The 22,217-nt window shown below is 39.8% G+C and carries 23 protein-coding genes; 21 read left to right on the top strand and 2 right to left on the bottom strand.

The genetic code is table 11. The features are described 5' to 3' along the window. The first annotated feature begins 443 nt into the window (after positions 1-443). The 11 genes from B1K71_RS11710 to B1K71_RS11660 all read left to right on the top strand — a co-directional run bounded on the left by B1K71_RS11710 (position 444) and on the right by B1K71_RS11660 (position 9,168). A complete protein-coding gene (locus B1K71_RS11710) occupies positions 444-962 on the top strand; it encodes a YqeG family HAD IIIA-type phosphatase (RefSeq protein WP_077327108.1) in 519 nt (172 codons plus the stop codon). Then, complete coding sequence (gene yqeH / locus B1K71_RS11705; RefSeq protein ID WP_077327106.1) at positions 962-2,062, top strand: ribosome biogenesis GTPase YqeH; 1,101 nt, start codon at positions 962-964, stop codon at positions 2,060-2,062. The genes B1K71_RS11710 and yqeH overlap by 1 nt, the downstream gene beginning before the upstream one ends. 14 nt (positions 2,063-2,076) lie before the next feature. Then, positions 2,077-2,922 carry a shikimate dehydrogenase gene (gene aroE / locus B1K71_RS11700; RefSeq protein ID WP_077327104.1) on the top strand — a complete coding sequence of 282 codons (846 nt, stop codon included), beginning with the start codon at positions 2,077-2,079 and terminating at the stop codon, positions 2,920-2,922. 1 nt (position 2,923) lies between these two features. Beyond that, the gene (yhbY, locus tag B1K71_RS11695) at positions 2,924-3,214 is read left to right on the top strand and encodes a ribosome assembly RNA-binding protein YhbY (RefSeq protein WP_077327102.1); all 291 of its coding nucleotides are present in this window, start codon (positions 2,924-2,926) and stop codon (positions 3,212-3,214) included. An 11-nt stretch (positions 3,215-3,225) separates the two neighbouring features. Further along, the gene (locus B1K71_RS11690; protein WP_077327100.1) at positions 3,226-3,792 is read left to right on the top strand and encodes a nicotinate-nucleotide adenylyltransferase; all 567 of its coding nucleotides are present in this window, start codon (positions 3,226-3,228) and stop codon (positions 3,790-3,792) included. Further along, on the top strand, positions 3,782-4,357 hold the full coding sequence (yqeK, locus tag B1K71_RS11685) for a bis(5'-nucleosyl)-tetraphosphatase (symmetrical) YqeK (protein WP_077327098.1): 576 nt from the start codon (positions 3,782-3,784) through the stop codon (positions 4,355-4,357). Before B1K71_RS11690 ends, yqeK begins: the two co-directional genes overlap by 11 nt. 4 nt (positions 4,358-4,361) lie before the next feature. Further along, positions 4,362-4,718 (top strand): ribosome silencing factor, encoded by a 357-nt coding sequence (gene rsfS, locus B1K71_RS11680; protein ID WP_077327096.1) that lies wholly within the window; start codon positions 4,362-4,364, stop codon positions 4,716-4,718. A gap of 4 nt (positions 4,719-4,722) precedes the next feature. Continuing rightward, a complete protein-coding gene (locus B1K71_RS11675; RefSeq protein ID WP_077330210.1) occupies positions 4,723-5,472 on the top strand; it encodes a class I SAM-dependent DNA methyltransferase in 750 nt (249 codons plus the stop codon). A 228-nt stretch (positions 5,473-5,700) separates the two neighbouring features. Continuing rightward, a complete protein-coding gene (locus B1K71_RS11670) occupies positions 5,701-6,291 on the top strand; it encodes a ComEA family DNA-binding protein (RefSeq protein WP_245799257.1) in 591 nt (196 codons plus the stop codon). Positions 6,292-6,321: 30 nt separating this feature from the next. Further along, complete coding sequence (locus B1K71_RS11665; protein ID WP_077327094.1) at positions 6,322-6,885, top strand: ComE operon protein 2; 564 nt, start codon at positions 6,322-6,324, stop codon at positions 6,883-6,885. A gap of 27 nt (positions 6,886-6,912) precedes the next feature. After that, entirely contained in the window at positions 6,913-9,168 is a 2,256-nt protein-coding gene (locus tag B1K71_RS11660) for a DNA internalization-related competence protein ComEC/Rec2 (protein ID WP_245799255.1), read from the top strand. Positions 9,169-9,276: 108 nt separating this feature from the next. Here the strand turns inward: B1K71_RS11660 and B1K71_RS11655 are convergent, their stop codons facing one another. Continuing rightward, complete coding sequence (locus B1K71_RS11655; protein ID WP_077327090.1) at positions 9,277-9,411, bottom strand: YqzM family protein; 135 nt, start codon at positions 9,409-9,411, stop codon at positions 9,277-9,279. Positions 9,412-9,717: 306 nt separating this feature from the next. Between B1K71_RS11655 and holA the strand changes: the two genes are divergently transcribed. Beyond that, positions 9,718-10,743: a DNA polymerase III subunit delta gene (gene holA / locus B1K71_RS11650; RefSeq protein ID WP_077327088.1), complete on the top strand. Its 1,026-nt coding sequence runs from the start codon at positions 9,718-9,720 to the stop codon at positions 10,741-10,743. A gap of 59 nt (positions 10,744-10,802) precedes the next feature. On the opposite strand, the gene rpsT is transcribed toward holA, so the two are convergent. Further along, entirely contained in the window at positions 10,803-11,069 is a 267-nt protein-coding gene (gene rpsT, locus B1K71_RS11645; RefSeq protein WP_077327086.1) for a 30S ribosomal protein S20, read from the bottom strand. Between the two features lie 171 nt (positions 11,070-11,240). On the opposite strand from rpsT, the gene gpr reads away from it, so the two are divergent. The 9 genes from gpr (at position 11,241) to dnaJ (ending at position 22,168) form a co-directional block, all read left to right on the top strand. Next, positions 11,241-12,329: a GPR endopeptidase gene (gene gpr, locus B1K71_RS11640; protein ID WP_077327084.1), complete on the top strand. Its 1,089-nt coding sequence runs from the start codon at positions 11,241-11,243 to the stop codon at positions 12,327-12,329. A gap of 113 nt (positions 12,330-12,442) precedes the next feature. Next, complete coding sequence (gene spoIIP / locus B1K71_RS11635) at positions 12,443-13,624, top strand: stage II sporulation protein P (RefSeq protein WP_077327082.1); 1,182 nt, start codon at positions 12,443-12,445, stop codon at positions 13,622-13,624. Positions 13,625-13,646: 22 nt separating this feature from the next. Continuing rightward, complete coding sequence (locus B1K71_RS11630; protein WP_077327080.1) at positions 13,647-13,952, top strand: hypothetical protein; 306 nt, start codon at positions 13,647-13,649, stop codon at positions 13,950-13,952. A gap of 142 nt (positions 13,953-14,094) precedes the next feature. Further along, entirely contained in the window at positions 14,095-15,903 is a 1,809-nt protein-coding gene (gene lepA / locus B1K71_RS11625; RefSeq protein ID WP_077327078.1) for a translation elongation factor 4, read from the top strand. Positions 15,904-15,988: 85 nt separating this feature from the next. After that, the gene (hemW, locus tag B1K71_RS11620) at positions 15,989-17,146 is read left to right on the top strand and encodes a radical SAM family heme chaperone HemW (RefSeq protein WP_077327076.1); all 1,158 of its coding nucleotides are present in this window, start codon (positions 15,989-15,991) and stop codon (positions 17,144-17,146) included. 76 nt (positions 17,147-17,222) lie between these two features. Further along, the gene (gene hrcA, locus B1K71_RS11615) at positions 17,223-18,254 is read left to right on the top strand and encodes a heat-inducible transcriptional repressor HrcA (RefSeq protein ID WP_077327074.1); all 1,032 of its coding nucleotides are present in this window, start codon (positions 17,223-17,225) and stop codon (positions 18,252-18,254) included. A 129-nt stretch (positions 18,255-18,383) separates the two neighbouring features. Beyond that, the gene (gene grpE, locus B1K71_RS11610) at positions 18,384-18,983 is read left to right on the top strand and encodes a nucleotide exchange factor GrpE (RefSeq protein WP_077327072.1); all 600 of its coding nucleotides are present in this window, start codon (positions 18,384-18,386) and stop codon (positions 18,981-18,983) included. Between the two features lie 29 nt (positions 18,984-19,012). After that, on the top strand, positions 19,013-20,851 hold the full coding sequence (gene dnaK, locus B1K71_RS11605; RefSeq protein ID WP_077327070.1) for a molecular chaperone DnaK: 1,839 nt from the start codon (positions 19,013-19,015) through the stop codon (positions 20,849-20,851). A 195-nt stretch (positions 20,852-21,046) separates the two neighbouring features. Continuing rightward, positions 21,047-22,168 carry a molecular chaperone DnaJ gene (gene dnaJ, locus B1K71_RS11600; RefSeq protein ID WP_077327068.1) on the top strand — a complete coding sequence of 374 codons (1,122 nt, stop codon included), beginning with the start codon at positions 21,047-21,049 and terminating at the stop codon, positions 22,166-22,168. Positions 22,169-22,217: the final 49 nt, after the last annotated feature.

Raw genomic sequence — 22,217 nt, 5'->3', positions numbered from 1 at the left:
TTCATTTCGTCCTTTAGAATTTGTTATTACTTAATCTACCATGATTTTATTGTCGGGACAAGGCTTCAGTTATATACAGATGCCTGTAGATAACTTGTGAATAATATGGAAATACAGGCGAAAAATGTTGATTTTTCAGTGTGGATAATGTGAATAGAGTTATCCACAGTTCGAAATATGAAAGAAATTGTCGAACGGTTTTTGACATATTTGACTGATAATATGATATAAAGACGAATTACGTCACCATTCGTTATCTGCAGGATTCGAAGATGAAAGAGGCGAATTTACAAGGAATTCAAGGAGGGATGACTGCAAGTGTAATCCTCCACGTTTGAAATATCACTTTATAATTATGGAAAGTTATTATAGGATTGAGTTATACTATCGAAATATGTACATAATGCCGATGAAATATTGCAAGATGTGAAGAGGTGTGATTATTGCTGAAGAAGTTTTTGCCAAATGAACATGTGAAATCCATTTTTGATGTTCATCCTGATGTACTGCGCCAAAAAGGGATAAAAGGAATCATTACTGATCTGGATAATACATTGGTAGCCTGGGATGTGCGCAATGCAACACCGGAAGTCATTCAATGGTTTCAATTGATGAAAGAGAATGATATAAAAGTAACCATTATTTCAAATAATAAACAGGAACGGGTGAAAATCTTTTCACAGCCGCTGGACACGCCGTTTGTTTTTAGTGCCAGAAAACCGCTAAGCTATGCATTTAAGAGTGCAGCAAAAGAAATGAAATTGAAAAAAGAAGAGGTTGTTGTCATCGGAGATCAGCTGCTAACCGACGTATTGGGTGGCAATTTTGCCGGATTTTATACAATTTTGGTTGTCCCCATTGTTAAAACGGATGGTAAACTGACCCGGATCAACCGCAAGCTTGAGCGAAGAATTTTACATTATATGCGGAAAAAAGGGAAAATCAGCTGGGAGGAAGAATAATGAATGAAATGATTTGCCAGGGGTGCGGTGCCCCCATACAGACAACAGATCCGAATCAAATTGGATATACACCGAAGACGTCACTCGATAAAGAAGTGGTTTTATGCCAGCGGTGCTTTCGTTTAAAACATTACAATGATATTCAGGATGTTTCAGCAACTGACGACGATTTTCTTAAAATGGTAAGTGAAATAAGCAATAAACAAGGGATTGTCGTTCATCTCATCGACATTTTCGATGTAGAAGGAAGCTTGTTGAAAAATCTGTCAAGGATTGTTGGTGATAAACCTATAATATTGGCGGGAAATAAGATGGACTTACTGCCAAAGTCCACAAACAAACGGAAGTTGACCCAATGGCTTCGTTCCAAGGCCAAAGATATTGGTTTAACCGTAGAAGATGTGTTTCTTATTTCTTCAATGAAGGGCTATGGATTGAATGACCTGACAGAGGCAATTGAATATTACCGGGGTGGAAGGGACGTTTATATCGTTGGAACAACCAATGTGGGAAAGTCAACGTTCATCAACCGGTTAATTCATCAAACAACCGGAGAAGATCATGTGATTACAACATCATATTTTCCAGGGACGACGCTTGGGTTTATTGAAATACCACTTGATGCGCAATCATCCTTAATTGACACACCCGGAATTGTTAACCATGAACAAATTGCTCACTATATTTCGGACAGTGATTTAAAGGTAATAACACCCAAAAAAGAAATAAAACCACGTGTATTTCAGTTGAATTCAGGTCAGTCACTGTTTTTCGGCGGCTTGGCAAGGCTTGATTTTATCAAAGGAGAACGACAGTCATTCGTTTGTTATTTCGCAAACAGTTTATCAATTCATCGCACAAAACTGGAAAATGCGGATAATTTATATGCTGAACACAAAGGGGCTTTACTTTCTCCTCCAGATCCTGAATCACTCGAAAATTTTCCGGAACTAAAGCAGAGCACCCATAAAATCAATAAAGGCAAAACAGATATTGTATTTCCCGGATTGGGCTGGGTAAGTTTGCCGCATGGGGATGCAACGATGGCTGCATACAGTCCAAAAGGAGTGCACGTTTCACTGCGAAAATCATTTTTCTAGAGGGGGGAGATTCATTGCATTATCAATTAGGTCTGATTGGATATCCAATTCAGCATTCATTATCACCATGGATTCATCGGGGATTTTTGGAGAAAGCCAATTTAAAGGGAATATATTCGATTATAGAAATTTCCCCGGAGGATTCATTTGAGCATGCGATAAAGAGGCTAAAGGGGAAGGAATTGACTGGTTTTAATGTAACCTTGCCATTTAAAGAAAAAATCATTCCATACCTGGATGATCTGGATCACCATGCCGAATCAATCGGGGCGGTAAACACAGTGGTAATCCGGGAAGGAAAATGGATTGGTTATAATACAGATGGAAAAGGATACATGACGGCATTACAACATAAATTTCCCGAATTATGTTCCAAACCGGATATACGCATTCTAATTATTGGTGCCGGGGGTGCGGCGAGAGGTATCTATTACAGTCTGATCAGTAATGGTTATTACTGTGTGGATATAGCAAATCGCACGAGGGAAAATGCCGAATCAATCGTGGAACTAGGAACAGCAAATATCCGATCTTCCATATTGAATTTAGGGGAAGCGCAAAAAAATATCGGTGACTATGACCTGATTATCCAAACCTCTTCCATTGGAATGAAACCGAAAGCCGATCAAGTTATTGTTTCGGCTGATGGGGTAAGGGCTGGAAGTGTTGTAAGTGATATTATTTATCAGCCGATAAAAACAAAATTCCTGATGCAAGCTGAACAAGCGGGAGCACATATTCATTTTGGGCATACGATGCTCCTTTATCAGGCACAAGCTGCATTTGAACGATGGACAAATAAGCTGGTCCCTGTTAATGAAATGGACCAGCAGCTGCAAACTATACTGGAAGGAAGATAATATGCTAACTGGTAAACAAAAACGATTTTTACGAGCAGAGGCGAACCAATTGAAACCAATTTTTCAAGTCGGAAAAACCGGTGTTAATGACAATATGGTTCACCAGATTGAAGAGGCACTTGAAAAGCGTGAACTTATTAAAGTGAGTATCCTGCAAAATTGCCTTGAAGATAAGCATACAGTTGCCGAACAATTATCTGCTGGAGCGGAAGCGGAAGTTGTACAGGTGATTGGAAATAATATTGTTCTATATAAGGAATCTGAAGAGAATAAACATATTCAGCTTCCATAAAGGAGATTCTTATGAAACGCATTGGCATTTTAGGCGGAACGTTCGATCCACCGCACTTAGGACATTTAATTATTGCCGAGGAAGTTCGGTTGGCAATGCAACTGGAAGAGGTTTGGCTGATGCCATCATATGAACCACCCCATAAGGAGAAGGCATCGTCGGATGGAATGGATCGGGTTGCTATGTTAAAACGTGCTATTGATGGAAACCCGTCCTTTTTACTTACTGCCATAGAGATGCAACGTCTTGGCAAGTCCTATACATTTGATACAATGAAAATAATAACATCCGAATACCCGGATGCTGATTTTTACTTCATTATCGGTGCGGATATGGTGGAGTATCTGCCGCATTGGCAAAATATTGACCAGTTGATGGATTTGGTCAAGTTTGTCGGGGTAAAACGGAATGGTCATCAACTTGAAACTGAATATCCCTTAGAAACAGTTGATGTCCCATTGATTGATATTTCATCAACCATGATCAGAAACCGGATTGCTGATAAAAACTCCATTAAATATCTTGTGCCCGAAGCTGTTGAAGTTTATATAAAGGAGAATCACTTATATGAAAATTGAGGAAGCTGTTGATATTGTAAAGCCGCATTTGACAGAGAGCCGATTTGAACATACACTGCGGGTTGCGGAAACGGCAGTGAATCTTGCGGATATTTTCGGTGGAACGCGGGATAAAATTGAGTTGGCAGCTATCTTCCATGATTATGCGAAATATAAACCGATTGAAGAAATGAGGCAGCTCATTATGGAACGGGATGAACTGCCGGATAATTTGCTGAACTATCACCATGAACTATGGCATGGACCTGCGGCATCAGTATTGATTGATCAGAAATATGGTATAGCAGATCACAAAATAAAGAGTGCTATCTTTTATCATACTACTGGTAAAGAAAACATGAGCAGGATGGACAAGATTATTTTTGTCGCGGATTACATTGAGCCAGGAAGGTCATTCCCCGGCATTAATGAAGTGCGTGAAGCTGCACGTGAAGATTTGGATGCAGCTTCATGGATGGCATTGCGAAATACAATTCAATTTTTGGTAAGTAAGAAATCAACAGTTTATCCTGATACATTTTATGCATACAATGAATTAACAAGAAAATTAAATGGGGGTAATTAAATTCATGGAGAATAATGAACTTGTACGAAGGGCTGCGAATGCATGTGAGGACAAACGAGCACTGGATATTGTCGCATTGGATATGAAAGATGTATCTTTAATGGCTGACTATTTTCTTATTTGTCACGGTAACAATGAACGACAGGTGCAGTCCATCTCCAGGGCGATTAAAGATTCAATGGAAGAAATTGATGTTACGATAAAGCGCCTGGAAGGGTATGAGCAGGCGCGCTGGATACTTGTGGATCTTGGGGATGTTGTCTGTCACATATTCCATAAAGATGAACGTTCCTACTATAATCTGGAACGCTTATGGGGAGACGCAGCAAGAGTTGAACTGAATATAGGTCAGAATGGGTAATGGGATGTCATACCAAAAATTAGCGAACTTATATGATAAATTGATGGATGATGCACCATATAATCAGTGGATTGAATTTACCGGTGAAATTTTCAGCCGGACAGGCAGTGATGTACAAACGATAGCGGATCTTGGCTGCGGAACCGGACAAATTGCAAGCTTACTTGCACATGAGGGATATGACGTAATCGGCGTGGATAATTCGGCTGATATGTTAAGTGTCGCTCAGCAACGGGCACAGCAGGAAAATCTGGCAATTCAATGGATTCAGCAGGATCTGCGGCAGCTTCAAGGATTGCAAAACCTGGATGCTGCGGTCAGTTATTGTGACGTTATCAATTATATTACAGATGAAGATGAAGTAAGGACTGTTTTTGAACGCGTTGCAAAATCATTAAAACCCGGTGGTCTGTTTTTGTTCGATATCCATTCAGTAAATCATGTCGAGCAATTCTATGTTAATCAAACATTCGCGGATGTTCAGGATGATGTATCCTACATTTGGTTTTGCACGCCCGGAGAGAACCAGGGTGAAATGTATCACGATTTGACCTTTTTTGTTTCCGATGGTGAAAAATATGATCGGTTTGAGGAGCTTCATCATCAGCAAACATATTATGTTGAATTTTATAAAAAACTTTTACATGAGTCCGGATTTAAACTGTGTGGGTTGCACGCTGATTTTTCGGTTACAGCCGATTTTGATGAGGAAAATGCGGAAAGAATTTTTATAATAGCTCAAAACAACCGGTAACATACGTTTTCCGGTTGTTTTTAGGTGCTTTTTTACCTTATTTCTACACCTCCATAGTCAAACAAAAAAGGTCTGCAGAATATGTTAAGCCGCCGCTGTGGTTTCCAGGAACATGTGTAAAAAATAAACCTTTTAAAAAAGAGGATTTTCAGGATTTGTGTCGAATAGTAGAAGTATGCTTTACTTTATCCACGCAATTCCCCGTAATATTCCCTGAAGGACGTGAAAATGGTGCCTGATTTCCTCAAAAAAAATTTCGTTTTCATTTTGACAGCTATTGGAATAGGTTTATTTTTCTTTATTCAACATGGTAAAGTGGAAGAAAATAATTTACCTCGTAATGAAGTTTCCATCGATAAATCCTCCGATTCAGAAGCTGTACAGGAAGAAACAGCCTCAACTGCTGTGGTCGATGTTAAAGGGGCAGTGAAGAAGCCTGGAGTATATGAGGTTCGTATCGATTCCCGGGTAAATGATGTAATTTCGCTTGCCGGCGGTTTTACAAAAGGGGCTGACCAGTCTGTTGTAAATTTGGCTCAAAAGGTACAGGATGAAATGATTATTGTTGTTCCGAAAACCGGCGCTCAGAATACAGCAGCTGTCCAAACGGTAACTGGCAATACAGATAAAATAAGAATCAATTTTGCCTCAGAGGAAGAAATGGAAACATTAAATGGAATTGGTCCGTCCAAAGCGGCTGCTATAATACAATACCGTGATGAATTCGGACCGTTTAAAACAGTTGAGGATCTGCTGGAGGTTCCCGGCATTGGTGAAAAAACACTGGAAAACTTAAGGGAAAGCATTCAGATCCCATAATATAGCTTATACATAAAGGTGGTAATCAAAATGGACAGAATTTCCTGGAATCAATATTTTATGGCCCAAAGCCATTTGCTTGCTTTAAGAAGTACGTGTACAAGACTTATGGTGGGGGCAACCATTGTAAGGGAGAAACGGATTATTGCCGGTGGCTATAATGGAAGTGTTTCCGGCAGTGTTCACTGTATCGATGAGGGGTGTTACGTTATTGATGGCCACTGTGTCCGAACGGTTCACGCGGAAGCCAATGCATTGCTTCAATGTGCAAAATTCGGTGTCCCGACAGAAGGAGCCGAAATTTATGTAACCCATTTTCCTTGTCTTCAATGCTGTAAACAGATTATTCAGGCTGGTATTAAAACCATTTATTATGCTGCCGACTATAAAAACCACCCATATGCATTGGAATTATTTAAGGACGCTGGTGTGGAAACGGAAAAAGTTGAATTATCGGCAATTGCCCTTGATACACATTTTCAGGAAAAAGAGCAATACATCAAACAATTACTGGAAGAGTTGCAATATCAAACAAATGATGATGAAACGTATGATGCTTTAAAAGCAAAAGCGAACGTACTGTTTGATTTGTAGGTGAATACGGTGAGAGGGTATTGGCATTTGGCAGCACTCGCAGCATTAAGCAGTTACCTGGCAGTTATCTTTAAAAATGAAATGGTTATGATTGTTTTACTCGTATGGTTGATATTGATGTGTTACCGAAAACGACTGCCGAAGGTCCCCCTAATACTATCTGTGTTCTGTTGTATGTTTTTTTATGTTTATATACCTGATCTTGACTCCATGGCAGTGAAGGAAGCGCCGGATATGCGTGAAACAGTTCAAATTTCCGGGCGTATTTCCGGACCTGTCAAGCAATCGCCAAAGATGACTGAATTCATATTTAAAAACCACACAGATATGAAGTACCAGGTTGTTTATTTTAAAAATGACCAAATTAACGTCCCGAATTTAAAATATGGTGCGCAATGTATTCTCTCCGGAACAGCAGAATTGCCAGACACGGCAAGAAACCCCGGCCAGTTCGATTATCGTAAATTTCTATTGTCCAAAGGTATTACTTACCAACTTATTATCGCCTCTCCTGAAGATATTGTCTGTCAAGGATCTTCTCTGTTAAATCATGTATATCAATTACGCGGTAAATTAATTGCCTACGTAACAGAAAATGTTAGTCCTGTAACTGCAGCATGGATAAATGCACTGGTTCTGGGGGACGATTCCCAGCTGGGTGACGAAACGACTGCAGTATTTCAACGGTGGAATCTTTCCCACCTGTTAGCTATTTCGGGTCTTCACATCGGTCTGATTGTTGGACTCGTTTATTTTATCCTTGTAAAGCTGACGATTTTCACAAAAGAAAAAGCACAAACAATCATGATATACTTTTTACCATGTTACGCTTTTCTTGCAGGAGGTGAACCGTCTGTCTGGCGTGCAAGCTTAATGGTCATATTGTTTCTGTTTATTGGAAAGGCAAGAATAAAAATAAGTGCAACAGACGTACTAAGTATAGTCTTTCTAACTTTGATGACGTTTAATAAATTTATTGTCTACAATGTCGGTTTTCAGTTATCATTTCTTGTCACGTTTGGACTTTTATTATCCGGTCGATGGCTGCTTCAATCGAATTCATCTTTTTGGGCAGTGACGAAAATTAGTTTTGTTGCTCAGATGCTGATTATTCCGCTGCAAATTTCCTATTTCTCAACATTTCATCCGCTTTCAATTCTTCTTAACCTTATGATTGTTCCTTATTTTTCTATTATTGTTATACCCTTTTTGTTTATACTGCTACTGTTATCTCCATTGCAAATTTTCACCCCAATACTGGACAGTCTATTTTCATTGGTCCATCCCATTGTTGTGTATACAATCCACTGGATAGATCAAATGGCTTATTATCCGTTTGTCATCGGCACATTTTCATTAACAGCAGCATTTTTTTATTACGTGGCTTTTTTTATGTTTATGTATAAACTGCAACTTACTAAATGGAGGCAGGCATTCCGGTATGGGTGCTGCATGACATTACTGATTGCCGGGATTGCAGCGAAACCATATCTGTCACCAATTGGGGAAGTGACGATGCTTGATATTGGACAGGGAGACGCCATTGTGATTGAACTTCCATATCGTAAAGGTGTCATCATGATTGACGCCGGTGCAAGAATGTCCTTTGAGGACCAGAAACCGACTGATACGGTCTACAAACAGGTTATTAAAGCTTTCCTGTATGAGAAAGGCATTCGTAAAATCGATGCTGTATTTATCAGTCATGCGGATATGGATCATATGGGCAGCATTCCATTCCTACTGCAGGAAATGGATGTTCGTAATGTATTCGTTAACAACTATTATGTGTTTGAACAAAGTGCAGCAGAATCGCTGAAAGAAAACAATACACATGTGGAACGCATCGGTGCTGATGATATTGTACGTGTTGCAGGTCAGCAATTTCGTGTTCTTTCGCCTTATTCGGATCAAGGATCTACAAATGAGAATTCGCTCGTGCTTTACAGTGAAATTGGCGGATATTCCTGGCTGTTTACCGGTGATATAGGAGAAGACACCGAAAAAGAAATAAGTTCCCGGTATTCTAATTTGAAGGTGGATATTCTAAAAGTTGCACACCATGGGAGCAAGTCCTCCACAGACCCACATTTTTTAAAACAGTTCGAGCCAACGGTTGCTTTAATTTCTGCAGGGGTGAATAATGCTTATGGTCATCCGCACGCTGAAGTATTAACGGATCTTAAAAAGGCACATGTTACCATTATCAGGACCGATAAGAAGGGGGCAATTGAATTTCGTTTTAATAATATGAAGGGAACATTTACGACATACCTGCCATAGGCTGAAACAGACGGATGGAAATCTTTCCATAATAAAAGAGACTGGATATAATCCGTCTCTTTCTGCTTCATGCTTGTTTCGTTATAAATTGTTCCAATTTCAAAAGTTTTAGGAAGCAACAACACTAATGGTTACACCAATAGCAAAGATCAGGACAAAGAACAGAAATGAGAACGTAAAGCCCTTGATTGAATCTACAACATCATTATTTTTTGATTGTACGTCTTTTTCAAATTCGTTCATCGATACCCCTCCTATACAAACTCAAGTATAAAACAAATACATAAAAAAATCCACATGAGAATTAACTGAAAAGAATTCTCCCCATTTTTAGAAAGAGTTAACAACTATACTTTTATCTGCAATGGTCATCCTATAAATAAACAAATATCGTTTGAAATGCAGTTCCTAGGGCTGGATTTTAAGCGTTGATATAGATCATGGAGGAAAATTGGGATTCACAATTTTCCTCCAGCCTTTTTTGAAAATGCTTGCTATTCCGCTTTGAACGTTTTACGATTGATTATATCGTAAATTGGAGTGAATCGCATGTCATATACGGAGGTTTTGCAACAGGCAAAAAAGCAGCAAATCGCACCAGTATACTTATTATACGGCACAGAATCATACTTCATTCAAAATATACTCAAATCCGTTACGAAAGCTGTTCTGGAAGATGGGGATGATGAGAATTTATCGGTATATGATCTGGAAGAAATTCCAGTACAGGAAGTAATTGCCGATGCTGAAACATTTCCTTTTTTTGGCGAGAAAAAACTGATCATCGCCAATAATCCTTCCTTTTTAAAAACGAAGCCGGACAAGCTTCCGTTCGACCATGATCTTGAACGGCTGAACCAATACCTTAACCAGCCGGCGGAGTTTTCAGTTATTGTTTTTGTCGCACCGTATGAAAAAATTGACACCCGAAAAAAAGTCAGTAAGGCATTTAAGAAAAATGGTACTGTTGCTGAATGCATGCCAATCAAAGAATATGAAACCGGGAAATGGATTAGCGAACTTGCCAAGAATATGAATATAACCATAGATAAAAATGCATTTGAAATACTTGAAACGGAATTGTCGGGTGATCTTCATATGCTGCAAAATGAGCTATCCAAGTTTGCTTTATTTGCTGGGGAAGGCGGACAAGTGACGGCAGAAACAGTGGAAAATCTGATGGCGCAATCAACTAATAATTCAGCGCTTCGATTAGTTGATGCTGTCATTGAATCGAATTTACATAAAGCAATTTCGATCTATAAAAACCTTGAAAAAATGAATGAAGAACCTATTGGTATGATTGCGCTGCTGGCATTTCAGTTCCGAACCATATTACGGGTGAAACTTCTGAAACAGAAAGGCTACAGTCAATTCCAGATGCAGAAGCAGTTATCTGTCCATCCGTATGTTATAAAAATAGCGATAAGCCGGGAACGTAAATTTTCGGTCAAACGGCTGGAGGAAATTATGAACAAATTGACAGAAGCAGATGCCTCTATTAAACGGGGGAAAATGCAAAAAGAACTTGCGTTTGAATTGCTGCTGTATGATTTGATTCAGCCTGCCAAATGAAAATCCGATATAAAAACAAAAACGATCCTTGAAAGGGGATCGTTTTTTCTAGTGCTTTATTAAGCACTTAGCTGATTTACTTTTTTTGTTAACCTTGCTTTTTGGCGATTTCCATTATTTTTATGGACAACACCTTTTTGAATAGCTTTATCAATTTTTTTAACTGCCTGGTTCAATGCAGGTTTTGCATTCTCCGCATCTTTCGCCTCGACTAATTTTTCAACACGTTTAATTTGTGTTCGCATATCGGATTTGAATTGCAGATTCTGTTCGTGCTTTGTTCTGTTTGTATCCACACGTTTGATTGCTTGTTTAATATTTGCCATTGTTTCACCTCCTAAAACAACAACGTTTCATTTACCATGAACAAATGACATTTTACCAAAGGAAGACAACCTTTTCAATAGCTACATTCCGACATTGCTGTATGTTTTTATGAAGAATGGTTAAGTCTATTTTATAGAAGCATTAAAACCTGGCGATAAGGAGTATAAACGATGACCCATGAAAATTTTCAGGTAAGAACCGACCTGGCAGTCGAAGCGAAGGAAATGTATGTTGAAAAGGAAAAGAAAGAGCAGGAAATTAAAGGTGTTACGGTAAATGAGCGTGAAGAGGAAAATATACGTATTTCTAATGTTGATGTGGATGAGAATGGATCAAAGCTCATCGGAAAAAAACCGGGAACATACATTACGATTTATGCAGATGGTGTTAAGCGGCAGGATACGAAACGGCAGGAATCCGCAGCTAAAGTACTGGCAAAAGAACTGGAAAACCTAATTGCAAAACAGGATATTCCGGATGGGGCTACCGGACTTGTTGTAGGTCTTGGAAACTGGAATGTTACGCCGGATGCATTAGGGCCAATGACCGTGGAAAAAGTACTGGTTACCAGTCATTTATTTAAAATGGATCATGAATCTGTTTCGGAAGGATATCGCTCTGTAGCTGCAGTAACACCGGGAGTAATGGGAGTAACAGGCATGGAAACGAGCGATATTATCTTTGGGATTGTTGAAAAACTGAATCCGGACTTTGTGATTGCCGTTGATGCACTTGCCTCCCGATCAATAGAACGAGTTAATGAAACAATACAACTGGCAGACTCTGGAATTCATCCGGGTTCAGGGGTTGGAAACAAGCGTAAGGAGCTAAGCAAAGAAACCCTCGGGATACCGGTTTTTTCCATCGGCGTTCCCACGGTCGTTGATGCCGTGACCATAACAAGTGATACGATTGACTATATGCTAAAGCATTTTGGTCGGGAATGGCGTGAAAAAGATGAACCGTCCAAATCACTGTCACCTGCGAGTATGACATTTGGAGAGAAAAAATTCACAGAAGAGGATTTGCCGGATGAATCACAACGCAAAACGTTTATGGGAATTGTTGGTGGATTGACGGAAGAGGATAAACGATCATTGATCAAAGAAGTACTGACACCGATTGGCCATAATTTGATGGTAACACCCAAGGAAGTGGATGGTTTTATGAAAGATATGGCAACACTGGTTGCTACTGGTCTGAATGCCGCTATGCACGAGAAAGTTACAGTTGAAAATTTTGCATCTTACACGAGGTAGGAGTTCTCCTGCCTCGTTCTCTATTAATTCTGTTAATCCTTAATAATGGTTCTAGTTTCTGAAGATTTTTCATAGATTTAAACATGAAAGAGTTCTTCAGAAGGAGTGGAACCATGAATTCAGGGAATAAATATAAATTCGAAAAACGTAAAGTTCTGAAACACTTATATCGCAAGAGCAGTGTGTATATCATATCTGTACTGTTGTTATTTATTGTCATCGGTCTGCTGACAACAGTGGCACCAGCATATCGTATATCATCGGAAACAATTTCAGATTGGACGAGTGAGATAGAAAGTACCTCATTCTTATATTTACTAGGGATGGAAAACAGGGCATTCAGGGAGGCGTATCCGGAAGATAAAGCATTACCGGATTTATCAGATACCTTTTTTCAGATGGCTACCAGCATCAAACCGAATGATCCCAGAAGCCTGCTGGGAAAAGAAATCCCCGGAATGTCCAATTATGCATATGAAATTATAGTGGCAGGCGAAGGGACAAACTATACAAATTTGCCAATTGAATCAGCACCGCCACTTTCTGATGTGCTGGAGGACAGAAAAGCAGTTGTTGATGAGTCCGGTGAGATGGAAGAGTCTAATAAGAATACAACAGATGATAATCAGCACTCAACTGGAAATAAAGATGTTGTTTTTATTTATAACACTCATAATACGGAATCTTTTTTACCCCATTTGCCTGGAGTCGATGATCCTGATCTAGCGCATCACAAAAAGGTGAATGTAACAAAAATCAGTGACCATTTATCAAAAAAACTGGAACAGAATGGGATTGGTACTGAAGTTGCTGATGAAAACATTATGGGAATATTAAACGAAAAAGGCTGGGATTATCCTCAAGCATATCAAGCTTCAAGAAATGTTGTGCAGACTGCAATGTCGGGAAATGATGACCTTCAGTATCTTATAGACATTCACCGTGATGCTCAAGGAAGAGCAGAAACTACTACTGAAATTAAAGGGAAAACTTATGCACGAATTATGTTTGTAGTGGGTGGAAAATACGAAGATTATCGTAAAAACTTGAAATTAGCAAATAAATTGTATGATCTTTTCCAAAAAAAATATCCTGGGTTATGCAGAGGTGTAGTTGTTAAGAAAGGCAAAGGAAGCAATGGCGTATATAACCAGGATCTGTCGGGAAATGCACTTCTGATTGAATTTGGCGGGGTCGGCAATACGCTGGAAGAATTATATCGTACTGCAGATGTGGTGTCGGAAATTTTCAGTGATTATTACTGGGATGCAGAAAAGGTTAGTAAGCCTAAATAAGGAATGAATGGAGGTTGTCGTGATGCGCTCAATGCTTGTGTTATTGTTATTAGTCGTTTTCTTTCTGACAGGTTTGGTACTCGGGATGGACCGGGGACAGAAGGAGACTGGTTTACAGGAGAAAGACAGCGTGAGGAAGGAAAGCGTGGAACATGTTCAGGTGACAACGGTACCGAAAAAGCGGGAAACGGATAAAGAGGTAATTAAAGCGGAACCGCCTGAGACACTGGCTCAAAAAACGGCAAGCTTTATGGAAAACAGTGTGAAAGGTTTTTATAATGTGGTTGTGGAATTACTTTACAGCTTTGTGCGTGTGTTTTTCGAATAAAACCCGGTCGGTATCCACGAAATAATAAAGAGGCGTTTCCGCTTTAATTCTTGAATGTGTGTGGTGCAATTGCTATAATCAATCCTAGTGTTGACGTCTGTAACAACTATTTTTATAAGACATGTAGGAGTGAACGTCACTTATGGTTAAAGATCAAAGTTATGTACGGAATTTTTCGATTATAGCACATATCGACCACGGGAAGTCCACATTGGCTGACCGGATACTGGAAAATACAAAAGCATTAACACAACGTGAAATGAAAGAGCAGTTTCTGGATGCAATGGATCTTGAACGGGAACGCGGCATCACGATTAAACTGAATGCTGTACAACTTCATTATGATAGTGAGGGCGGAGAAGAATATACTTTCCATCTGATTGATACCCCGGGGCATGTTGATTTTACATATGAAGTTTCAAGAAGTCTGGCAGCTTGCGAGGGCGCAATATTGGTTGTTGATGCCGCACAGGGAATCGAAGCACAGACACTTGCGAACGTTTACCTTGCTTTGGATAATGACTTGGAAATTATTCCTGTCATCAATAAAATAGATTTGCCGAATGCCGATCCTGACCATGTAGCCAAGGAATTGGAAGATGTTATAGGAATTGATAAAGATGATGTGATTCTTGCATCTGCAAAGGATAATATTGGCATTCCTGAGATTTTGGAGCGTATTATTGATGCAATTCCTGCACCAGCTGGTAATGCAAATGCACCATCAAAAGCACTTATATTCGATTCGTTGTATGACCCGTATCGGGGTGTAATTGCGTACGTATGTATTAAAGAAGGCTCGATAAAAGTTGGAGATAAAATCAGAATGATGGCAACCGGTAAAGAGTTCGAGGTAAATGAGATAGGCGTGTTCACACCGAATCCTGTTGCGAAAGAAGAACTTACGGTAGGAGACGTTGGTTTTTTGACGGCATCCATCAAAAATGTTGGTGACAGCCGTGTCGGTGATACAATCACATTGGTTGATAAGCCTGCAGATGAAGCATTACCCGGATATCGACGACTGAATCCGATGGTTTTTTGTGGAATGTTTCCAATTGACTCAAACAAATACAATGATTTGCGTGAAGCATTGGAACGTCTCGAACTAAATGACTCTTCCCTGCAATATGAGGCGGAGACATCACAGGCACTTGGTTTTGGATTCCGATGTGGTTTTCTTGGACTGTTACATATGGAAATCATCCAGGAACGCATTGAACGGGAATTTAATATTGAACTAATCACAACCGCTCCTAGTGTTATCTACGAAGTGGAGCAGACCAATGATGAAATGATTGAGGTTGATAACCCTTCCGTAATGCCGGATCCGCAAATAATCAGTGAGGTTCGGGAACCTTTTGTAAAAGCAACAATTATGGTACCGAATGATTTTGTTGGGCCGGTTATGGAAATTGCCCAGAAAAAACGCGGTCAATTTGTTGATATGGAATACCTGGACGAAATTCGTGTGAATGTTGTTTACCATATTCCACTATCCGAGATTGTCTATGATTTTTTTGATCAGCTAAAATCGCAGACAAAAGGATATGCATCATTTGATTATGATTTGATTGGCTATCGTCCGTCCAATCTCGTGAAAATGGATATTTTGCTGAATGGGGAAACAATTGATGCATTATCATTTATTGTGCATCGTGATTTCGCATACGAGCGCGGAAAACATATTGTCGATAAACTGAAGGATCTTATTCCAAGACAGCAATTTGAAGTACCGGTACAAGCGGCTATCGGTAATAAAATTGTTGCCCGTTCAACAATTAAGGCAATGCGGAAAAATGTTTTATCCAAATGTTACGGCGGGGATATTTCCCGTAAACGAAAATTGCTCGAAAAGCAAAAAGAAGGTAAAAAACGTATGAAGATGGTCGGTTCTGTCGAAGTTCCACAGGAGGCATTTATGGCTGTCTTGAAGATGGACAATGATTAAGAAAGAAGTTATGTCGGAAAGAATGTTGAACATTGTTCAGCCACCGGATTGTTTCGGTGGCTGACTATATGTAGGAGAGGATACAGTGATTCAATCGGTTTATATACACATTCCATTCTGCCAGCAGATTTGTCATTATTGTGATTTTACGAAGTTTTTTTATAATGAAAAATTGGCCACGGAATATATAGAAGCATTGTCGAACGAGATTAACACCAATATTCACGGGACAAAAAATAAAGTTAAAACGATTTTTATTGGCGGCGGAACTCCAACAGCGCTTAACAAGGGACAGTTACAATCGCTGCTTGAACTGATCGACAGGAAATTTGATATTCCCAATTGTTCTGAATACACCATAGAGGGAAACCCGGGCGATTTTGAAGAGGAAAAGGTTAAGATGCTTCAAGATTATGGTGTTAATCGCATCTCGCTTGGTGTACAGGTGTTCGATGATCAAATGTTGCAGGAATTGGGCAGATTGCATAAAGTCAAAGATGTATACCGTACATTGGAGCTGCTTCACCAGAACGGATTTTCAAATATCAGCATTGATCTGATTTATGCATTGCCGAATCAGACAGTGGAGCAATTTCAACGATCACTGGAAGAAGCTCTCTCGTTAGACCTGCCGCATTATTCAACATATGCACTGCAAATAGAACCGAAAACCGTTTTTTATCAGCGACATAAAAAAGGGAAATTACATCGTCCACCACAGGAAGCGGAAGTCCAAATGTATGAAATTCTGAAAAATAGTATGAAGAAGAATGATATAAATCAGTATGAAATTAGTAATTTCGCCAAAGCTGGTTTTGAAAGCCAGCATAATCTGACCTATTGGAACAATGAGCATTATTATGGTTTTGGTGCTGGTGCACACGCATATTTGCCAGGCAGAAGGACAGGTAATATCCGTCCGCTTCCGGCATATACCAAGAAGGCTTTGGAAGATGGTCACCCGATTTTATCAACTGAGGAGATTGGTTTAAAAGAGATGGTTGAGGAAGAAATGTTTCTTGGATTGCGTAAACTGAGCGGAGTGTCCAAATCGCATTTCCGGGCAAAATTCGGATTTTCCTGTAAGACAATGTATGGTGATGCTATTTCACGCCTGATTCAGAAGGGGTGGCTTACGGAAGAAAAGGATAGTGTGCATCTCACCGATGAAGGGTTGTTGTTCGGCAACAATGTATTTGCAGAATTTTTACTTGATGAAGAGGATATGAAGCTTGTGCGTTGACAAAAAAATATGGATTTGATAATTTAATATTAGAATTAGCACTCGGTGATCGAGAGTGCTAACAGAGGTGATCATCATGTTAACAGAAAGGCAATTGTTAATTTTGCAGGTCATTATTGATGATTTCATCGAATCAGCACAACCAGTTGGATCACGTGCAATTTCCAAAAAAAACAATATCCCCTACAGTTCTGCGACCATTCGGAATGAGATGGCGGACTTAGAGGAAATGGGTTTTCTGGAAAAAACACACTCATCCTCTGGACGGATTCCCTCTGAAAAAGGGTATCGATATTATGTTGATCATTTGGCAGCACCAAAAAGCCCAAGGAGTGATGTAAAACTCATCCATAATTCGATTCAGGACGGCTTTTTTGAATTTGAACAAATTGCTCAAAAGTCTGCTGAAATTTTGTCTGATATAACAAATTACACGTCTATTATATTAGGTCCTGAGGTACTGGAAACAAAGCTTAAGCAACTTCAGATTGTCACACTGTCAAGCCAGAATGCGGTTGTTATACTTGTAACAGACAATGGCCATGTGGAACATCGATCATTTTCCATTCCGGAAGAGATTAGCACATCTGACTTGGAGAAGATGGTAAATATTTTAAATGACAGGTTACAGGGTGTGTCTCTAATCAGACTGCCGGAGAAGCTGAATTCTGAAATCATCACCTTAATGCAAAAGTATATTTCAGACTTTAAAAAATCGTATAATTATATTAAACAGGCATTTTTTAATGAAAATCCGGTTAAATTGTATTTTGGTGGAAAAACCAATATATTGATGCAGCCAGAATTCAATGATATCAATAAAGTGCGTTCGTTTTATGCCATGATGGAAAAAGAGGATGAGATTGCCAAGATCCTGAAAGATACACACGATGGCATTAAAGTTACTATCGGGCATGAGAACAAGGCTGATGCTATAAAAGATCTCAGCCTGATTACAGCAACGTATCAATTGGATGAGGAGCAGGTGGGTACTATCGCAATTCTTGGCCCAACGCGGATGGAATACAAAAGAGTGATCAATTTGTTAAATACGTTGTCTCATGAGATGTCGGATGCTTTATATTTATGGCATAAAAATAATGATTAAATTTAGTCAATCAAGGGTACATCGATTTGGTGGGAAGTTCCCATCATTTCTTAATGTGTATATATTTAAAATCTAATTCAGTCATGATATAGTCTATCATGGAAATTGGTTATGCAGGAGGTGGCAGACATGGATGAAAATAAGGAAAAGATGGTCGACAGCAACGATGCAGCAGAAACAGAAGCAACTGAAACTGCAGAGGCTACTGAAGTAATAGATAATCCGGAAAAAGAGGATCTGGAACAACAACTTGGTTCAGATGAAAGTGAAATGGAAGATCTAAAAGCTGAAGTCAGCAAGCTGAAACAGGAAAAAGATGAAATGTATCAACGGTTGCTTCGAACACAAGCCGAATTTGACAACTTCAAAAAACGTTCCCGCAAAGAGAAAGAGGCGGAACGAAAATATAAAGCAGAGACACTGGCAACTGAATTATTGCCCGCACTTGATAACTTTGAGCGCGCACTGCAGGTTGAAGTAACAGATGCCGCAGAAAGTTTTGTGGATGGCGTTTCAATGGTATATCGTCAAATCAAGGATGCATTGAAAGCAAATGATGTTGTGGAAATTGAAAGTGTTGGGAAAGAATTTGATCCGAATATCCATCACGCAGTAATGCAGGTGGAAGAAGAGGATATGGAATCAAATATTGTAACGGAAGAATTGCAAAAAGGCTACATGCTGAAAGATAAAGTAATTCGACCAGCAATGGTAAAAGTGAATAAGTAATTGCAAAGCAGTTAAGGAGGAAATGTTTTATGAGTAAGATAATTGGTATTGACTTAGGTACAACAAATTCATGTGTATCAGTTATGGAAGGCGGGGAAGCGGTAGTAATCCCCAATCCGGAAGGCAACCGGACAACGCCATCAGTCGTTGCGTTTAAAAATGGTGAGCGCCAAGTTGGTGAAGTTGCAAAACGCCAGGCAATCACCAATCCAAACACTATTCAATCCATTAAGCGTCATATGGGTACTGATTACAAGGTGAAAATTGAAGATAAAGAATATACACCACAGGAAGTTTCCGCAATTATTCTGCAGCACATTAAATCATATGCGGAAGATTATCTTGGTGAGGACGTAAATAAAGCAGTAATCACTGTTCCTGCATATTTTAATGATGCGGAACGTCAGGCAACCAAGGACGCGGGTAAAATTGCTGGTCTCGAAGTTGAACGTATTATTAATGAACCAACAGCAGCTGCCCTTGCCTATGGTATTGACAAAGATGACCAGGATCAGACCATCCTTGTTTATGACCTTGGCGGCGGTACATTTGACGTATCAATCCTGGATATCGGCGATGGCACCTTTGAAGTTGTTTCTACTGCCGGTGATAATCGTCTTGGCGGGGATGACTTTGATGAAGTTATCATTGATTATATGGTTCAGGAATTCAAAAAAGAAAATGGAATTGACCTTTCCAAAGACAAAATGGCAACACAGCGTTTGAAAGATGCAGCTGAAAAAGCGAAAAAAGACTTGTCAGGTGTATCACAAACTCAAATTTCCCTGCCATTTATTACAGCGGGGGATGCGGGACCGCTACATTTGGAAATGAATTTGACCCGTGCAAAATTTGAGGAGCTTTCATCTGAGTTGGTTGAACGTACAATGGCTCCAACAAGAAAAGCACTAAAAGATGCGGACCTGTCAGCCAGCGAAATTGACCGCGTACTGCTTGTAGGTGGATCTACTCGGATTCCGGCAGTACAGGAAGCAATCAAACGTGAAACTGGTAAAGACCCTTCTAAAGGTGTAAACCCTGATGAAGTTGTTGCACTTGGTGCTGCAATTCAGGGCGGTGTGCTTCAAGGTGATGTGAAAGATGTTGTATTGCTTGATGTCACTCCACTTTCACTCGGTATTGAAACAATGGGAAGTGTAACAACGAAGCTGATTGAACGTAATACAACAATCCCAACAAGCCATTCACAAGTGTTCTCAACAGCTGCAGATAATCAAACAGCTGTAGATATTCATGTGCTGCAGGGAGAACGTGAAATGGCAGCAGATAATAAAACACTTGGCCGTTTTCAGTTGACGGATATCCCACCGGCACCAAGAGGGGTACCGCAAATTGAGGTAAGCTTTGATATTGATGCGAACGGTATTGTTAATGTCCGTGCAAAAGACATGGGTACAAATAAAGAACAGTCAATTACAATCAAGTCCTCTTCGGGCTTGTCTGATGATGAAATTGATCAAATGGTAAAAGATGCAGAAGAGAATGCTGAAGCGGACAAAAAACGCCGCGAAGAAATTGAACTTCGCAATGAAGCAGATCAACTGATCTTTACAACTGATAAAACCATCAAGGACCTTGGTGACAAAGTTTCCGAAGATGAGAAACAAAAAGCTGAGGACGCGAAGGAAGAATTGAAAAAGGCAATTGAAGCTGACGATATAGATCAAATCAAGGAAAAGAAAGAGGCACTTCAGGAGCAAGTCCAGCAGCTTTCAGTAAAACTGTATGAGCAAATGCAGCAAGAACAACAGGCTCAGCAGGGTGCTGATGGCAATGCCGGTTCAGCAGATGATGTAGAAGATGCTGATTATAAAGAGGTAGATGACGAAGAGAACAATAAAAAATAAGCATCACGTTAATCAAAAAGAGTCAAAGTCAGGAATTCCTTGGCTTTGACTCTTTTTTCTGAATGAGCTTTTTAACAGGAGTTTTGAAACAACATTTGGATATACAGTATGTGGCACAGTGTTCGTTTGCTATCGTGCCTCATATAATGGTATGATAAAATTTATGCAATAGTGTATCGGGAGAGTGATTTTTAAGTGAGTAAGCGTGACTATTATGAAGTGCTTGGAGTTGAAAAAGGCTCTTCAAAAGATGAAATAAAAAAGGCCTATCGGAAACTGGCCAGGAAATATCATCCGGATGTGAGCAAGGAAGATAATGCATCCGAAAAATTTAAAGAAGCAAAAGAAGCTTATGAAGTGTTAAGCAATGAACAAAAACGGGCACAGTATGATCAATTCGGCCATGCTGGCGCACAAGGTCAAGGGTTTGGAGGATTTGGCGGCGGAGCACAGGACTTTGGCGGATTTGGTGATATTTTTGATATGTTCTTTGGCGGCGGACGCAGACGTGATCCAAATGCGCCTCAACAAGGTGCGGATCTGCAGTATTCCATGACGCTTAATTTCGAGGAAGCGATTTTTGGAAAGGAAACGGATATCAAAATTCCGAATGAGGAAAATTGCGATACGTGTAAAGGTTCAGGTGCGAAACCGGGGACAGAAACAAAAACCTGTTCACACTGCGGCGGATCAGGACAGTTGAATATGGAGCAAAATACGCCGTTTGGAAAGGTTGTAAACCGCCGTGTCTGTCATCATTGTAATGGAAGTGGTAAGATTATCCCTGAAAAATGCGGTACTTGTGGTGGATCTGGAAAGGTAACGAAGCATAAAAAAATCCATATTTCCATCCCAGCAGGAATTGATGATGGACAGCAAATCAGAGTGTCCGGAAAAGGAGAGGCAGGTAAAAATGGTGGCCCTCCAGGAGATTTGTTTGTTGTAATTCAAGTAAGACCACATGAATTTTTCAGACGTGAAGGCGACCATATTCATTGCGAATTGCCAATAACCTTTGCACAGGCAGCACTTGGTGATGAGATGGAAGTGCCAACTGTACACGGAAAAGTGATGTTGAAAGTGCCTGCCGGGACCCAAACAGGTAAAACATTCCGTCTGAAAGGAAAAGGTGCACCGAATGTACGTGGCTATGGACATGGTGATCAACATGTTCAAGTACGGGTGATTACACCAGATAAACTGACCGACCGTCAGAAAGAGCTGATTCGTGAATTTAATGAAATTGGCGGAAATGAAGCAACAGATGAGCAAGGCGGCTCGTTCTTCCAAAAATTTAAAAATGCATTTAAAAATTAAACGGTATTTTTTAGCTGTGTGCCAAGGATTATCAACTTAAAGGGCTACC

The sequence above is a fragment of the Virgibacillus siamensis genome (assembly GCF_900162695.1).
Classification (GTDB): Bacteria; Bacillota; Bacilli; order Bacillales; family Amphibacillaceae; genus Lentibacillus; species Lentibacillus siamensis_A.
This window is presented reverse-complemented; position numbering and strand designations above follow the sequence as displayed.

What these genes read in the sequence shown, in the direction of transcription:
- B1K71_RS11690 (WP_077327100.1), top strand. Translation starts at nt 3,226, where the DNA reads ATGAAACGCATTGGCATTTTAGGCGGAACGTTCGATCCACCGCACTTA.
- B1K71_RS11655 (WP_077327090.1), bottom strand. Translation starts at nt 9,411, where the DNA reads ATGAACGAATTTGAAAAAGACGTACAATCAAAAAATAATGATGTTGTA.
- yqeK (WP_077327098.1), top strand. Translation starts at nt 3,782, where the DNA reads ATGAAAATTGAGGAAGCTGTTGATATTGTAAAGCCGCATTTGACAGAG.
- gpr (WP_077327084.1), top strand. Translation starts at nt 11,241, where the DNA reads ATGACCCATGAAAATTTTCAGGTAAGAACCGACCTGGCAGTCGAAGCG.
- grpE (WP_077327072.1), top strand. Translation starts at nt 18,384, where the DNA reads ATGGATGAAAATAAGGAAAAGATGGTCGACAGCAACGATGCAGCAGAA.
- holA (WP_077327088.1), top strand. Translation starts at nt 9,718, where the DNA reads ATGTCATATACGGAGGTTTTGCAACAGGCAAAAAAGCAGCAAATCGCA.
- B1K71_RS11675 (WP_077330210.1), top strand. Translation starts at nt 4,723, where the DNA reads ATGTCATACCAAAAATTAGCGAACTTATATGATAAATTGATGGATGAT.
- hrcA (WP_077327074.1), top strand. Translation starts at nt 17,223, where the DNA reads ATGTTAACAGAAAGGCAATTGTTAATTTTGCAGGTCATTATTGATGAT.
- yqeH (WP_077327106.1), top strand. Translation starts at nt 962, where the DNA reads ATGAATGAAATGATTTGCCAGGGGTGCGGTGCCCCCATACAGACAACA.
- yhbY (WP_077327102.1), top strand. Translation starts at nt 2,924, where the DNA reads ATGCTAACTGGTAAACAAAAACGATTTTTACGAGCAGAGGCGAACCAA.
- dnaK (WP_077327070.1), top strand. Translation starts at nt 19,013, where the DNA reads ATGAGTAAGATAATTGGTATTGACTTAGGTACAACAAATTCATGTGTA.
- rpsT (WP_077327086.1), bottom strand. Translation starts at nt 11,069, where the DNA reads ATGGCAAATATTAAACAAGCAATCAAACGTGTGGATACAAACAGAACA.
- B1K71_RS11630 (WP_077327080.1), top strand. Translation starts at nt 13,647, where the DNA reads ATGCGCTCAATGCTTGTGTTATTGTTATTAGTCGTTTTCTTTCTGACA.
- B1K71_RS11670 (WP_245799257.1), top strand. Translation starts at nt 5,701, where the DNA reads ATGGTGCCTGATTTCCTCAAAAAAAATTTCGTTTTCATTTTGACAGCT.
- rsfS (WP_077327096.1), top strand. Translation starts at nt 4,362, where the DNA reads ATGGAGAATAATGAACTTGTACGAAGGGCTGCGAATGCATGTGAGGAC.
- B1K71_RS11665 (WP_077327094.1), top strand. Translation starts at nt 6,322, where the DNA reads ATGGACAGAATTTCCTGGAATCAATATTTTATGGCCCAAAGCCATTTG.
- lepA (WP_077327078.1), top strand. Translation starts at nt 14,095, where the DNA reads ATGGTTAAAGATCAAAGTTATGTACGGAATTTTTCGATTATAGCACAT.
- spoIIP (WP_077327082.1), top strand. Translation starts at nt 12,443, where the DNA reads ATGAATTCAGGGAATAAATATAAATTCGAAAAACGTAAAGTTCTGAAA.